The organism is Type-F symbiont of Plautia stali, from assembly GCF_059731105.1.
Window position 1 is genome coordinate 301836 of sequence record NZ_AP035910.1, and the last position, 15480, is coordinate 317315.

The 15480-nt window shown below is 59.0% G+C and carries 10 protein-coding genes; 6 read left to right on the forward strand and 4 right to left on the reverse strand.

Annotation, left to right across the window (positions count from 1 at the left end):
* Positions 1-148: 148 nt before the first annotated feature.
* Entirely contained in the window at positions 149-2851 is a 2703-nt protein-coding gene (gene malT / locus AC6I7A_RS20890) for an HTH-type transcriptional regulator MalT (RefSeq protein WP_058957808.1), read from the reverse strand.
* A 283-nt stretch (positions 2852-3134) separates the two neighbouring features.
* Here malT and malP point away from each other — a divergent pair, with 283 nt between their 5' ends.
* From malP to AC6I7A_RS20910, 4 genes are all read left to right on the forward strand, one after another.
* Complete coding sequence (malP, locus tag AC6I7A_RS20895) at positions 3135-5537, forward strand: maltodextrin phosphorylase (protein ID WP_058957807.1); 2403 nt, start codon at positions 3135-3137, stop codon at positions 5535-5537.
* 8 nt (positions 5538-5545) lie between these two features.
* On the forward strand, positions 5546-7612 hold the full coding sequence (malQ, locus tag AC6I7A_RS20900; RefSeq protein ID WP_058957806.1) for a 4-alpha-glucanotransferase: 2067 nt from the start codon (positions 5546-5548) through the stop codon (positions 7610-7612).
* 129 nt (positions 7613-7741) lie between these two features.
* Positions 7742-8083 carry a type II toxin-antitoxin system PrlF family antitoxin gene (locus tag AC6I7A_RS20905; protein WP_058957805.1) on the forward strand — a complete coding sequence of 114 codons (342 nt, stop codon included), beginning with the start codon at positions 7742-7744 and terminating at the stop codon, positions 8081-8083.
* 23 nt (positions 8084-8106) lie between these two features.
* A complete protein-coding gene (locus AC6I7A_RS20910) occupies positions 8107-8607 on the forward strand; it encodes a type II toxin-antitoxin system YhaV family toxin (RefSeq protein WP_058957804.1) in 501 nt (166 codons plus the stop codon).
* 125 nt (positions 8608-8732) lie between these two features.
* On the opposite strand, the gene malM is transcribed toward AC6I7A_RS20910, so the two are convergent.
* From malM to malK, 3 genes are all read right to left on the reverse strand, one after another.
* Positions 8733-9674 (reverse strand): maltose operon protein MalM, encoded by a 942-nt coding sequence (gene malM / locus AC6I7A_RS20915; protein WP_058957803.1) that lies wholly within the window; start codon positions 9672-9674, stop codon positions 8733-8735.
* Between the two features lie 104 nt (positions 9675-9778).
* Positions 9779-11080, reverse strand: coding sequence for a maltoporin (locus tag AC6I7A_RS20920; RefSeq protein ID WP_058957802.1), 1302 nt, complete (start codon positions 11078-11080; stop codon positions 9779-9781).
* 42 nt (positions 11081-11122) lie between these two features.
* Positions 11123-12232, reverse strand: coding sequence for a maltose/maltodextrin ABC transporter ATP-binding protein MalK (gene malK, locus AC6I7A_RS20925; RefSeq protein ID WP_009093048.1), 1110 nt, complete (start codon positions 12230-12232; stop codon positions 11123-11125).
* Between the two features lie 362 nt (positions 12233-12594).
* Between malK and malE the strand changes: the two genes are divergently transcribed.
* Together malE and malF are read left to right on the forward strand one after the other, a co-directional pair.
* A complete protein-coding gene (gene malE, locus AC6I7A_RS20930) occupies positions 12595-13794 on the forward strand; it encodes a maltose/maltodextrin ABC transporter substrate-binding protein MalE (RefSeq protein WP_058957801.1) in 1200 nt (399 codons plus the stop codon).
* Between the two features lie 56 nt (positions 13795-13850).
* Entirely contained in the window at positions 13851-15377 is a 1527-nt protein-coding gene (gene malF / locus AC6I7A_RS20935; RefSeq protein ID WP_058957800.1) for a maltose ABC transporter permease MalF, read from the forward strand.
* Positions 15378-15480 lie beyond the last annotated feature (103 nt).

The window sequence follows — 15480 nt, forward strand, 5'->3', positions numbered from 1 at the left end:
CACCTGAATAAGCGCCGGAATATTAACACAGCGTTAATAAGAATTGTACCGGATGAATAATTAAACAGGGTGGTGGAAAACTATATTGTCTTTCTGTCACCGGGATTGTGACGCGATGCTGACCGGGAGACGGACATCGCGTCAGACGTCAGACATAGCCCATCATTTTCAGCAGCGACTGCACCTGGTTCATCGCTTCACTGCGGTGAGAAACGCCCAGCTTCTGATAGAGATTGCGGATATGGGTCTTGATGGTGGTGGAGGCCACAGCCAGCTCCCCGGCAATCTGATCGTTGCTGTAGCCCGAATAGATAAGCCCCAGCACCTGCCATTCACGCTGTGTCAGCGGGCTGGTGCGGATCAGCTCCGGCACGTCAGGATGGTTGAGCAACCGGCTGACAAACCCCTCATCGAAATGGGCAAACTTGTGACGGTGATATTTATTGATCTCCAGCAGGATGCGGCGGGCGCGATGGCTGTCCAGCTCATTCAGGGTATTCAGCTGAATCAACTGCCGCAGCTGTTGCGCCATCATCTCGCCTTCAATCACAAAGTGACTGATAAAACCGGTACTGCGCGCCAGTTTCAGCGCCTCAATCAGCACACGCTGCGCCTCCGCTTTGCGTTCAGTCTGCCAGTAGATCTGATTCAGCAGCAGCAGGTTGCGGTTCAGATCGCTCATCAGGCGCAGGGCGCGGGCATTCTCGTTCAGCTCTTCCAGCACCACTTCCGCCTGGCTGACATCGCCCAGCAGGATCTGCGCACGGGCAATGTTGCGCCACTGCCCCTGCAGAAAATGGTTGTTGGCAAAGGCAGGTTTTGGCGTCTGACGCATCCAGTCGCGTGCGTTCTGACTGTCGCCGGTCATCTGCCAGTAGATCACCCGGACCTTATCGGCATTGGCAATCCAGTCGCTGTGCCAGTTGCCGTTGTTCAGCAGGTTTTCCAGCCGGTTCAGGTAGCTGCGGGCATTATCCAGATTGCCCCGCGCCAGCGAGCACTGCACCAGCAGGCCCAGACACTGGATCTGCTGCTGCGGCTGAAAACCGTTCAGTACGCTGATGCCGTCGCGGGCGGCCTGTTCCGCCTCTTCCAGCCGTCCCCAGGCCCACAGCAACTGAGCGCGAATGCGCAGCAAAAACTCATGCAGCGGGAACTGCGCCAGATGCTGCTCTTCCACCAGCACAAAGGCGCGACTCTGGATTTCGTAGGCTGCCTGCAAAAAGCCCTGCGCAAACAGAATTTCGCTCTGCTGAATCAGGCTCCAGAGGGCGTAGTGCCACACCTCATCGCGGCGCGCCAGCTGCTCGGTCTGACGCATCAGCTTGAGGGAATCCTCAAGCTCGCCTTTGCAATGCATCACTTCGCCATGCACCGACATCGCCACAATACGGCTGTAGTGACGATTGCCGGGCAGCGTGTCGAGCGCCACTTTTGCCAGTCGCTCCGCTTCGTCGATGTTGCCGTCGTTAATCGCTACCTGAGCGCGTAATGCATTAAATTCGCCGCGCAGCGCCGCGTCAATCTCGCAGCGGCTGGCCTGTTCAAAGCGTGCCAGCAGGCTGTCCACCTCGGAAAAGCGGTGCTGAGTCTGCATCAGCCAGGCCTGCAGCAGCACCAGCATCGGGTTGTCCAGCATCATCTCCCACGGCAGCGCCCTGAGGGAGTTCTCCAGCAGCGGCAGCTCACTCTGGTTGAACAGTGTCCAGGCGTGCTCCAGCAGCACGTCGCGCAGCATGCTGGCGTCGCCGGACGCCAGCGCATGATGAATCGCCTCGCCAGGGAAACCCTGCGCCATCCAGCTCTCAGCCGCCGCCCGGTGCAGCGCGGGCAGCTCCGCCGCCAGTTCCCACTGACAGCGCTGCCGCAGGAAATTACCGAACAGCGGGTGGTAACTGAACCAGCAGCCGGAGTCATCCATGCGCTGCAGGAACAGCCCCTGACGCTCGATCTCTTCAAGCCGCATCTGGCCGTTCTCTTCGCAGGTAACCCGGGCGATGAGTTCATCATTCATGGAGCGCAGCAGCGCGGTTTTCAGCAGGAAATGGCGGGTGGGGAGATCGACATGATCCAGGACCTCCTCCACCAGATAGTCAGAGAGGTGGCTGGCATTGATGCCGGAGAGACGCCGGGCCGAATGCTGAGCCGAACTGGCTCCCTGCCGCGCCGACAGCACAATCAGCTGCAGCGCGGTCGCCCAGCCCGCCACATCGTCACATAACCGGCTGCTCTCTTCGCTCTCCAGCGGGGCCGCCAGACGACAGTCGAAGAATTGCCGCGCCTCCTGATGGGTAAACGCCAGCTGCTGACTGCCAAGTTCAATCAGTTGCTCGCGCACCCGGAGGTTGGCAATACCCAGCTGGGGCAGATTGCGCGACATCAGGATCAGCGTCAGATTTTCAGGCTGGTGACGCAGGAAAAAGCGCATTGCATCGTGGATCACCGGATTGGTGATGAGGTGGTAATCATCGACGATCAGCCACAGCGGCTGCTGCCACTCCACCAGCTCGATAAAAAGCTGTGAAAACAGGGCGTTAAGATTGACATACTGCCGCTTCTGCGCCAGCTGTTCGCTGCGCGGACAGCCACCGTGGGTGGCCTGCTGCAGGGCCGCAATCAGGTAATCGGCAAAACGCTCCGGCTGGTTGTCGCCCTCATCCAGAGAGACCCAGCCCAGATCGCTTTTCCCCGCCGCCCACTGTGACACCAGCGTGGTTTTGCCGTAGCCCGCCGGACTGGTGACCAGCACCAGACGATAGTTTCCGGCTGCGGTGAGCTTTTGCAGCAGGCGCTCACGGATGACGGTGCCATCAAGACGCACCGGGCGGCTGAGTTTAGCGGGTATTAACATGGGCGCGCGTATCTCCGTTTGTCGAGCGCAGCATTATTTTACGCTTCGTAATTATTCCTTACACAGGTTCAGCATTTCGTCAGATGAATGCAAGCAAACCCATTAATTAAACTTTACAAAAGTGTGCGCTATCACACTCCTGAACCGATTTCGGATTAGCCTCATCCTCTCCACCCTCCCTATCCTCCTGCGCTAATTCTGTTCAGGAGGAGGAGCGCCAGCTTTCGCGCGGGCACACTGTCGCCATATTGACCCCTTTTTCTGTTTTTCCAGGAGAGCAACCATGACACAGCCCGAATTTAACCCGATTCAGTTCAACGCCGCCCTGACCCGTCAGTGGCAGCGTTTTGGCCTGCGCGAACCGCAGGAGATGACCCCATCACAGTGGTGGCAGGCCCTCAGCGGTGCGCTGGCGGATATGCTGGCCGCACAGCCAGGCGCCCCGGCACCCGCAACACAGCGCCACGTTAACTATCTGTCGATGGAGTTTCTGATTGGCCGTCTGACCGGTAACAACCTGCTGAATCTGGGCTGGTATGACGCGGTCAATGACGCGCTCTCTGCGTGGCATATTTCGCTGACTGACGTGCTGGAAAATGAGACGGATCCGGCGCTGGGCAACGGCGGACTGGGTCGGCTGGCCGCCTGCTTTCTCGACTCTATGGCCAGTGTGGGCCAGCCTGCAACCGGCTATGGCCTCAATTATCAATATGGCCTGTTCCGCCAGCGCTTCGAACAGGGGGCGCAGCACGAAACGCCGGATGAGTGGCAGCGCGATCGTTACCCCTGGTTCAATCATAACGCGGCGCTTAACGTTCGGGTCGGACTCGGCGGCAAAGTGGTCACCACAGAGGGGCAGCCTCAGTGGCAACCGGCGTTTGAACTGGTGGGTGAGGCCTGGGATTTACCGGTCGTTGGCTACCGGAATGGCATTACCCAGCCGCTGCGTTTGTGGCAGGCGAAACACGCTGAGCCGTTTAACCTCAATCGCTTCAACGACGGCGACTTTCTGCGCGCAGAGCAGCAGGGCATCGACGCTGAAAAACTGACGAAGGTGCTCTACCCCAATGACAACCATCAGAACGGTAAAAAACTGCGTCTGATGCAGCAATATTTTCAGTGCGCCTGTGCGCTGGCGGACATTCTGCGCCGCCATCATCAGGCCGGACGGTCGATTGAAACCCTGCCCGATCATGAAGTCATTCAGCTGAATGATACCCACCCTACGCTGGCGATCCCGGAGCTGATGCGTCTGCTGCTGGATGAGCACCAGCTGAGCTGGGATCAGGCCTGGCAGATTACCCGCCACACCTTTGCCTACACCAACCACACGCTGATGCCGGAAGCGCTGGAGTGCTGGGATGTCCGGCTGGTACGCAGCCTGCTGCCGCGCCATATGATGATCATTAACACGCTCAACGCCCGGCTGAAAGCCGTGGTCTCAGCACGCTGGCCGGAGGATGAGGCGAAATGGGCGAAGCTGGCGCTGGTCCACAATAATCAGCTGCGGATGGCGAACCTCTGCGTCACCAGTGGTTTTGCGGTAAACGGGGTGGCCGCGCTGCATTCGAAACTGGTGGTGCAGGATCTCTTCCCGGAGTATCACCAGCTCTGGCCGGAGAAATTTCACAACGTGACCAACGGTATTACCCCGCGTCGCTGGATCAATCAGTGCAACCCGGCGCTAAGTGCCCTGATCACCCGAACCCTCAACACGCCATGGCTGAACGATCTGGATGCGCTGCAGGGGCTGGAAGCCTTTGCGGATGACGCCGCGTTCCGCGCCGAATACCACGCCATCAAGCAGCAGAACAAACAGGCGCTGGTCGGCTGGGTCAAAAACCGCACCGGCATTACGATCGATCCCACGGCGCTGTTCGACGTGCAGATTAAGCGCCTGCATGAGTACAAACGCCAGCATCTGAGCCTGCTGCATATCATCGCCCTGTGGCAGACGCTGGTGATCGATCCGCAGGCGAATCGTGTGCCGCGCGTGGTGCTGTTTGGCGCCAAAGCCGCGCCGGGTTACGCCCTGGCGAAGAACATCATCTATGCCATCAATAAAGTGGCTGAGGTGGTCAATCACGATCCCCGCATCGGTAACCGTCTGAAGGTGGTCTTTATCCCCGACTACAACGTCTCCGTCGCGGAACGGCTGATCCCGGCCGCCGATCTCTCCGAGCAGATCTCGACCGCCGGCAAAGAGGCTTCCGGCACCGGTAACATGAAACTGGCGCTGAACGGTGCCCTGACCATCGGCACCCTCGACGGCGCAAACGTTGAGATCGCTGAACAGGTTGGCAGTGACAACATCTTTATCTTTGGTCATACCGTTGAACAGGTCGTGGCCTTAAAAGCTGGCGGATATGATCCCGCTCAGTGGCGTAAAAAAGATCCGCAGCTGAACCAGGTGCTGCAGGCGCTGGAGGATGGCACCTTCAGCCAGGGCGATCGTCACGCCTTTGACGCGATGCTGCACAGTCTTGGCCCGGAGGGTAGTGACCCCTATCTGGTGCTGGCCGACTTCCAGCCCTATCTGGAGGCCCAGGCGCAGGTGGAAGCGCTCTGGAGCGATCAGGAAGCCTGGACCCGTGCCACTATCCTGAATACCGCGCGCTGCGGAATGTTCAGCGCCGACCGCGCTATCCGCGATTACCAGCAGCGCATCTGGCAAGCGAAACGCTGAGGAACGCCATGAAAACGAATCCGGTTAAGGATGATTTTTCCGTGGCGGGTATCGCTGCGGAATATATTAACGCCCACGGCAGGCCGCAGGCGATCCCGGCCCTGACCCGCCAGCGTCTGCTGGCGGTAATGCAGCCACCGCGTCAGCAGAGCACGCCGCTGCCGCCGGTGGTGATCTTTCGCAGCGGCGATCTGCTGAGCCTGTCACCTCAGCTGACGGGGGATGCGCAGTGGCAACTCACCCGTGAGGCGGGAGAAGTCACTTCGGGTCGCTGTCATCCCGCTCAGCCGCTGCATCTGCCGCCGCTGCCGGAAGGCTACCATCAGCTGACGCTGCAGCAGGGCGCCCGACAGTGGTCGTGCCGGATCATCATTGCTCCGCCCCGCTGCTATGAGCCGCCAGCGTTGCAGGCGGGGGAATCGCTGTGGGGAGCCTGTGTGCAGCTCTATACATTACGTTCGGCGGAGAACTGGGGCATTGGCGACTTTGGCGATCTGCGCCGGATGCTGCCCGCTGTCGCGGCACGCGGCGGCGCGTTTATCGGGCTGAATCCCATTCACGCGCTGTTTCCCTCCAGCCCGGAGAGTGCCAGTCCTTACAGCCCCTCCTCCCGGCGCTGGCTCAATGTCCTCTATATCGATGTGAATGCGGTCAGTGACTTCCGGCAGAGCAGCGCCGCCCAGGCCTGGTGGCAGCAGCCGGAGACACAGCAGGCGCTGACGCAGGCGCGCGCCGCGGAGTGGGTCGACTATGCGGCGGTCACCCGCCTGAAAATCACGGCGCTGAGCCTGGCATGGCCGCAGTTCAGCCGGCGTGAGGCCAGCGATCCTGAGGTGCAGGCATTCCACGCCTTTATCAAAGAGGGTGGCGTCAGTCTGCAGCATCAGGCGCTGTTTGATGCCCTGCACGCCGATCAGATTGCGCAGGATAGCCAGCGCTGGGGCTGGCCGGTGTGGCCGGAGGCGTTGCAGGACCCTGCCAGCCCGGCGGTGAAAACCTTTCTGCAGCAGCATGCCGATCAGGTGCGTTTCTGGCTCTGGCTGCAGTGGCTGGCCGCGCAGCAGTTTGCTGACTGCTGGCAGGGCTGCCAGCAGCAGGCAATGCAAATCGGCCTTTATCGCGATCTGGCGGTCGGGGTGGCCAAAGGAGGGGCCGAGACGTGGAGCGATCGCGACCTCTACTGCATGGAGGCGAGTATCGGAGCCCCGCCCGATATCCTTGGTCCGCGCGGTCAGGACTGGGGACTGCCGCCGATGGACCCGCAGGTGATGCAGCAGCGCGCCTGGGAGCCGTGGATTGCCCTGCTGCGCGCGAATATGCGCCACTGTGGCGCACTGCGCATCGATCATGTGATGGCGCTGATGCGACTCTGGTGGATACCGGCCGGGGAACCGGCGATGCACGGAGCCTATGTTCACTATCCCATCGACGATCTGCTGGCAATTCTGGCGCTGGAGAGCCAGCGACATCGCTGCATGGTGATTGGGGAAGATCTCGGTACGGTGCCGGAGGCGATTGTCGATAAGCTGCGGGATGGCGGTGTTTACTCCTATAAAGTGCTCTGGTTTGAACAGACCTCTCCGTCGGGATTCCGTCCACCCGCCGCCTGGCCGCGGCAGGCGATGGCCGTCGCGACCACCCACGATCTCCCGACGCTGCGCGGCTGGTGGCAAAGCGACGACCTGACCACGGGTGCCCGGCTGGGCCTCTACCCGGACAAGGTGGTGCTGGCCGGGCTGTATCAGGATCGGCTGCGGGCAAAGCAGGCGCTGCTGAACAGCCTGCATCAGGTGGGCGCCCTGCCGAAACGGGCCGGACGGTCTGCCGGACGTACCGGGATGAGCAAGGCGCTGAACCGGGCGATGCAGCGTTATCTGGCGGACAGTCACAGCGCCCTGCTGGGTCTGCAACCGGAGGACTGGCTGGATATGGCTACGCCGGTCAATATCCCCGGCACCAGCGATGAATACCCGAACTGGCGACGCAAGCTGAGCGTCACGCTGGAGGCGCTGTTCAGTGATGCGGAAACCCGTGCACTGTTGCGGGATCTGACGGCGCGACGGAAGCGGATCTGAATCCCTGCTCTGAAGCAGACCTCAGGTAATGCAATTGCATTGCGAAATGCAATTGCATTATAGTGTCTTATCCATCCGGTCATTCTTATCCCTGTAATGAAAGAGATGGAAATGAAGAGGAGTCAAACAATGGCTATTCAAACACAAGACGCGGACGTATCACTGTACGCTGAGTCCCGGCTCACTGAACGCAGCCAGACCACCATCCCGGCAGCAATACGCGATGCTTTGCATCTCAAGCCCGGTGAATACATCCGATATAGCCTGCTTCCAGGCGGCAAAGTCATTATGTCCCGCCAGGAGGATGAACAGGAGGATCCGGTTGTATCGAATTTTCTGAATTTCCTTGAGAATGACATGAAGAAAAACCCACAGCACATTCATGCCGTACCCGTGGCCGTCTGGGAAAGTATTAAAACATTGACTGCTGGAGTTGAGGTCGATTTAGACGCGCCGCTTACCGATGATTAACCTGATTAATACGGCGGTAACACATGGAAGATTTGGAAATAAATGGCTGGAAAATCTGCTTTCACGCATGTTTTTTGAATCAGATACAAGAACTTGTTCAAAAGGTCTCAGCGCTCAGGGCTGCAAAACCTGATGAATTTATGCGCAGGAAGGAAGCTAAGCTTCTGCGTGCGATTGAACGCGTGATTGAAGAATGCATCGCGTCTAATCCTCTCAACGCTCAGTATCGTCAGGGTGATACGTTAGGTGATGAGTTCAGACACTGGTTCCGCGTAAAGTTTTTGCAGCAATTTCGCCTGTTTTATCGCTGCAGTGCTGAGCATAAAATAATCGTCATTGGCTGGGTGAATGATTTTGATTCACTTCGCGCTTACGGATCTAAATCGGACGCCTATAATGTGTTCGCTAAAATGTTAAAAGCGGGCAATCCCCCTGACGACTGGGAACAACTTCTCAGAGAGGCTAAAGCCGCTACCTCCGCCTCAGATCTTTCAGATTTCTTCAGACAGTCACTTTCAGACTGAGCACCAACGCTTGCCAGCCAATCATGAAGTCCGCTGCCTGATCCCTTCACCTGGAAACTTTTACACCAAAAAAAGGTGCGCCGGAGCGCACCAGATGGGACAACATCCCTGGTGTCGGGGCAGTTTCACCCCTTGCCTTTAACACCACGGATAAAGGTTTGCCGGGCAGAGGTAGAACCCAGCCGTTCAGCTTCATCCAGCAGCTTCAGCGCTTTGTCGATATTGCCGCTGTTAATCGCCTGGGTGATCTGCTGATTAAAGTAGCGCTCAGTGTCACTCATGATCGGTTCTGCCGCTGTTTTCGTCGCTGGCAAAGGCGCGGCCGTGGCGGCAGGGGCCGAACGATAAGCGGGCGCAGGCGCGGTGTTACCGACGGTGACCGGGCCGGGACCGGACGATCCAAACAGCGGCCCGACCAGAATGGAGGAGCCGGAACTGGTCTGCATTTTCAGTTTGAGGGTGCCCTCCCGGCTGTGGCTGGCGATAGGGTCGGGAATGTCCGGCACAGCATGGCCGGTGCCCTGCGCGTAGGCTTTAGCCGGATCGAGCAAGGTGGTGGTCTGGGTCAGATCGCTGTCGGTGGTGAACACCAGCAGGTAAATTTTTTGCTGGCCCAGCGCCGGGGTCAGTTTCATCACCCCTTCCAGCCGGTCTGCCGCCATCACGCCTGGCTTCTGGTAGGTAAAGTAGCGGCTGGGGAACCAGGCGGCGGGCCGCAGAGTTTCATCCAGTACCAGCACGTTAGGCGCAAAAACCTGCCCGTTGGCCACTTCACTGCTCAGCGTCAGCGTCAGTTCGCCGATATTCGCTGGCAGGCTGTAGGCCGCCACCGGTCCGGCAATGTGCGGCGCGTTGAGCGTCTGCCCGCTGCTGGCGAGTCTGGTCGTCTGGGTCTGTGAGGCGGCCAGCGGCTGCCAGCTCAGATGTTGCAGGGTTTCAGCAGGGACAACCGGGGCGGAGGTGAGATCCTGCGGCACCAGGTTGACGTCCGCCAGGGCGGGCAGGCTCTGTCCGGCCAGTAATGTTGCACTCAGGCAGAGTGCGGTCAGCGTCTTTTTCATTTTCATTATGCGTACCTTATTACAGGTCGCGGCATGAACCAGGCAATGGCACACCGCGACCAGAGAGATTCATCAGGCGTGCAGGCACGCCCGTCAGAAACGGTGCGGGTTTACCACCAGATTTCCATCTGCGCGCCGAAGGTAAATTCGTCGTTATTACCGCGGCTGTTGGTCAGGATGCCGTTGCCGGTAGAGTCAGCCGAGGCGAAGGTGGTGAGATCGCCGGCGCTGTCTTTGTTGTAGCCCCACTTCTCATCCCATTTGGCATAGGTAGCGAACAGACGCAGCGCCGGACGTGACCAGATGCTGTCACCCGCCTGCCACTGCTGTGCCAGCGTCACTTTGTACTGGCCGTTGCGCTCGCTGGCCTGCTGTGACTTCACATTGTCATAGCCCAGTTCCAGCAACGTACTCATGATCGGCGTCCATTTGTACATCGGACGCACGCCGACGGTGTACCACTCGGTGCCGCGGTCGTTATCCAGATCGATGTTCTGATACATGGCGACGTACATCAGGTCCCAGCGTTCTGCCAGCGAGATCGCTCCGTGGTCGAGGATGCGGTACATGTCACCGTTGTTATTGAGACTGGTGCCCTGCGGCACCCCTTTGCCCTGCGAGGTCATCGCGTCGGTGGCGTACTGCAGTACAAATTTGTTGTAGCCCTTAAGCATGCTCTGGGTATGTTCGGCGGTGAACATCCAGCCATCTTTTGAGGCGCCATCTTCCAGACGGTAGTCGTCACGGGCATTGGCACGACCGTAATCGACCCCCAGCTCCAGCACGCCATCCGGGTTGGTTTCCAGACCCGCCAGGCGCACATCAAACACGTCATTCGCGGTGCTGGTGGCGAAGTCACGGATACGATCGCTGGAGAAGGTGTAAGAACCGCCCGCTTCCGAGGAGCGGGTTGCCGCGAAGGAGAGTTTACCGAAGCCGAGATCGACATCTTCCAGACCGGCACCCGGTCCGGAGATATCCCAGTAGTAGAAGTCGATCATATGAACGTCATGACGCTGATAGAAACGCTTACCGGCCCAGAGGGTCGATCCTGGCAGCGCATCGATCAGGTTTTTCCCTTTCACATTGGCTTCACGGAATGCCGGTGAGGTGGCTTCCCAGTCGTTCTGCTGGGCTACGGAGTAAGCCACGTTGGTGTCGAAATAGAAGCTTTTGTCGCCCTCTTTCCACACTTCCTGACCTAATTTCAGTTCGGCGTAGGTTTCACATTCGTTACCCAGACGGTATTTACTTTGAGCACCGGTGGCCTGAAAACATTGCTGTTCACCACCGCTGCCTGTCCAGCCGATGCCGGAACGGGCATAGCCGGTGAAATCGACCGCCATCGTCGGGGCGGAGAGCGTGCCCACCGCGACGGCAACGGCAACGGGAAGTTTGCGCAGAGTTAACATTTTCTATCTCCTGAGGTCATGGCTTTTATTGTTTTGGCAGGGCTACACACCCGGCTCCTGGTACAGCCTGCGGCACGCGCTCCCGTCCTCGCGGAACAGGTGACAACGCTCGGGCGGCAGGCCAATCGCCAGGATCGCGCCCTCTTTTACCAGCACGACGTCCTCCTGGCGGTAGACCAGGTTCTGACGGATTGCGGGAATCTCGATGTGGATCTGTGTTTCATGCCCCAGCTGTTCCACCACCTGCACTTCCCCTTCAAGGGTGACGTCGGCGATATCGCTGGAGAGCAGATGTTCCGGGCGAATGCCCAGTGACATATTGCTGCCGACCAGTACGCCGGCGCTGTCAACCGGCAGCCAGACCAGCTGCTGATTCGGCAGACGGACCTGAACCTGATCGAGGGCGGTGGCGGTCACTTTGACCGGCAGGAAATTCATTTTGGGTGAGCCGATAAATCCGGCGACAAAGCGGTTGGCGGGATAGTGATAGAGCTCCAGCGGCTTGCCGACCTGCGCGATGCGCCCGGCATCGAGCACCACAATTTTGTCAGCCAGCGTCATCGCTTCGATCTGATCGTGGGTCACGTAAATCATGGTGCGCTTCAGGCGCTTATGCAGACGAGAGATCTCAATGCGCATCTGAACGCGCAGGGCTGCGTCGAGGTTGGACAGCGGTTCATCCAGCAGGAAGACGCGCGGTTCCGCCACCAGCGTGCGGCCGATGGCGACGCGCTGACGCTGCCCCCCTGAGAGGGCTTTTGGCCGGCGATCGAGCAGGTGCGCCAGCTGCAGAATTTCGGCCACCTGATTGACCCGCTGATGGATTTCAGCCTTTTTTACCCCGGCCAGTTTCAGGCCAAAAGACATGTTTTCCGCTACGGACAGGTGCGGATAGAGCGCATAAGACTGAAACACCATGCCGATGCCGCGCTCGGCAGGCGGCACCTCATTCATGCGCCGGTCGCCAATGAGCAGCTCGCCGCTGGTGATGGTTTCCAGTCCGGCAATCATGCGCAGCAGCGTCGATTTGCCACAGCCCGACGGGCCGACGAAAACAACAAATTCCCCTTCACGAATGGTGAGATCGATCTCTTTCGACACCACCGTTTCGCCCCAGGCTTTTGTGACATTGCGTAGCACAACGCTCGCCATGATCCCTTCCCTCTTAGCTGCACATTCGTGTCTGCTCAGCGGCAGACGGGTTCCGGGGCTCACTATGCGAGAGGAAACCGGCGGTCACATCCTCCACCGCAGCGCAATCCACTGGGGGAGGAGACGGGAGGAGGAGAAACCGCGGCCGACGAGGCAGCCAGCGCGCCGCCGCGGTTTTTTGTGATCGTTCACGCAGACCTGCACGATTTTTTGCCGCGCCATCTCCCGCTCCGGACGCTTTTTGCCAGCGCGATCACAGTGATGGGCGGCGGGGCGTAGAGCAGAGGAGGATGAGATGCCGGTGTGGATACGCACAATGATGCCGACAGAGTCTTCACCACTTCCGCTAACAGGATGAATTTATGACGATGAAAACCGGAGCAAGAATTCTGGCCCTCTCGGCCCTCTCGGCCCTCTCTGCCGTGCTCTTTTCGGCCAGCGCGATGGCAAAGATTGAGGAAGGTAAACTGGTCATCTGGATCAACGGTGACAAGGGCTATAACGGTCTTGCTGAAGTGGGTAAGAAATTTGAGCAGGAGACCGGCATCAAAGTCACCGTTGAACATCCTGACAAAATGGAAGAGAAGTATCCGCAGGTGGCGGCGACGGGCGATGGTCCGGACATTATCTTCTGGGCGCACGACCGGTTTGGCGGCTATGCGCAGTCGGGCCTGCTGGCGGAAATCAGCCCGGACGCCAGCTTCCAGCAGAAGATTTTCCCCTTCACCTGGGATGCGGTTCGCTTTGACGGCAAGCTGATTGGCTACCCGATCTCGGTCGAGTCACTCTCGCTGATCTACAACAAAAAGCTGCTGCCTAATCCGCCAAAAACCTGGGAAGAGATGGCCGGTCTCGATAAGCAACTGCGCGCTAAGGGCAAAAGCGCCATTATGTTCAACCTGCAGGAACCCTACTTTACCTGGCCACTGCTGGCCGCTGGCGGAGCTTACGCCTTTAAGCTGACCGACGGGCGCTATGACGTGAAGGATGTCGGCGTGGATAACGCGGGCGCGAAAGCCGGGATGCAGTTCCTGGTCGATCAGGTCAAAGCTAAAACCCTGAATGCGGATACCGATTATTCAATTGCCGAGGCGGCCTTTAACAAAGGGGAAACCGCGATGACGATCAACGGCCCCTGGGCATGGAGCAACATCGACAAGAGCGGGATCGACTATGGCGTGACCACGCTGCCAACGCTGAACGGTAAACCCTCTAAGGCGTTTGTTGGTGTGCTGAGCGCCGGGATCAACGCCGCCAGTCCGAATAAAGAGCTGGCGAAGGAGTTCCTGGAGAACTACCTGCTGACCGATGCCGGCCTGGATGCGGTCAATAAAGATAAGCCGCTGGGCGCGGTGGCGCTGAAATCGTTCCAGCAGACGCTGGAAAAAGATTCCCGTATCGCTGCCACCATGACCAACGCCCGTCAGGGTGACATCATGCCGAATATCCCGCAGATGGCCGCATTCTGGTACGCGATGCGCACCGCCACGCTGAATGCCCTGGGCGGTCGTCAGAGCGTTGACGCCGCACTGAAAGATGCCCAGGCGCGTCTGAAGAAATAATTTTTCCCTGCCGCCGGGGCAACCCGGCCTGAGTGACCGTTAAGGAAAACCGCATCATGTCAGGAAAACCGAAAACGCACAGTCTGCTGTTAAAGGGCGTTCTCATCGGAATGGGCTGTCTGCTGGTCGGCTATCTGCTGGTGCTGATGTACGCGCAGGGCGAATATCTGTTTGCGCTGCTGACGCTGATCCTCAGTGCCACCGGGCTGTGGATTTACGCCAACCGTCGCGCCTATGCGTGGCGTTATGTCTATCCCGGCGTGGCCGGGATGGCGCTGTTTGTCCTGTTCCCCCTCGCCTGCACCGTGGCCATTGCGTTCACCAACTACAGCAGCACCAATCAGCTGACCTTTGAGCGCGCGCAACAGGTACTGCTGAGCCGCACCTTCCAGTCGGGGGACGCCGTCAGTTTCGCACTCTTCCCGGCTGGCGACCGCTGGCAGCTGGTGCTGAACGATGGCAAAGCAGACTTTGTCTCGCCGCCGTTTCAGTTTGGCGCTGAACAGACGCTGAAAATGGCCCCCGCGACGCCGCCAGCGGGTGAGCGGGCGACCCTGAGGGTCATCACCACCCATCGCCAGGCGCTGAGCCAGATCCATGCTGAGCTGCCGGATGGCCGTCAGCTGCGGATGAGTTCGCTGCGCCAGTTCTCCGGAACTCAGCCGCTCTACCGGGTGGGCGCGCCGGATGAGCTGATCAATCAGCAGAGTGGCGTGCACTATCGCGCCAATCCGCAGACCGGTTTTTATCAGGCCGTCATCGCCGACAATAAATGGGACAACGAAACGCTGAGCCCCGGCTTCACCGTGAATACCGGCTGGAAAAACTTCCTGCGGGTCTTTACCGACGAAGGGATTCAGAAACCGTTCCTGGCGATTTTTGGCTGGACGCTCTTCTTCTCGCTGGTCACCGTGGTGCTCACCGTCGCCGTCGGCATGGTGCTCGCCTGTCTGGTGCAGTGGGAGGCGCTGCGCGGCAAAGCCGTTTACCGGGTGATGCTGATCCTGCCCTATGCCGTGCCCGCGTTTATCTCGATTCTGATTTTCAAAGGGCTGTTTAACCAGAGCTTCGGTGAGATCAACGTGATGCTCAGCGCGCTGTTTGGTGTGAAACCCGCCTGGTTCAGCGATCCGACGCTGGCGCGTACCATGCTGATCATTGTGAATACCTGGCTGGGCTACCCCTACATGATGATCCTCTGCATGGGGCTGCTGAAGGCGATTCCGGACGATCTCTATGAAGCCTCGGCGATGGATGGCGCAGGCCCATTGCAGAACTTTTTCCTGATCACCCTGCCGCTGCTGCTGAAACCGCTGATGCCGCTGATGATTGCCAGCTTTGCCTTCAACTTTAATAACTTTGTGCTGGTGCAGTTACTGACCAACGGCGGGCCCGATCGTCTCGGTACCACCACGCCAGCCGGGTATACGGATCTGCTGGTGAACTACACCTGGCGTATCGCCTTTGAAGGCGGCGGCGGGCAGGACTTTGGTCTGGCGGCGGCGATTGCCACCCTGATCTTCCTGCTGGTGGGTGCGCTGGCGGTGATCAACCTGAAAGCCTCGCGGATGAAATTCGACTAAGCGTCTGGCCCGACAGGCGCAGACCCGGACCGTGAGGATGGTAAGCACGGTCCGGGTTCAGACTGACAAATCAAATCGCCTGATGGATCAGGTTTAAGGAGCT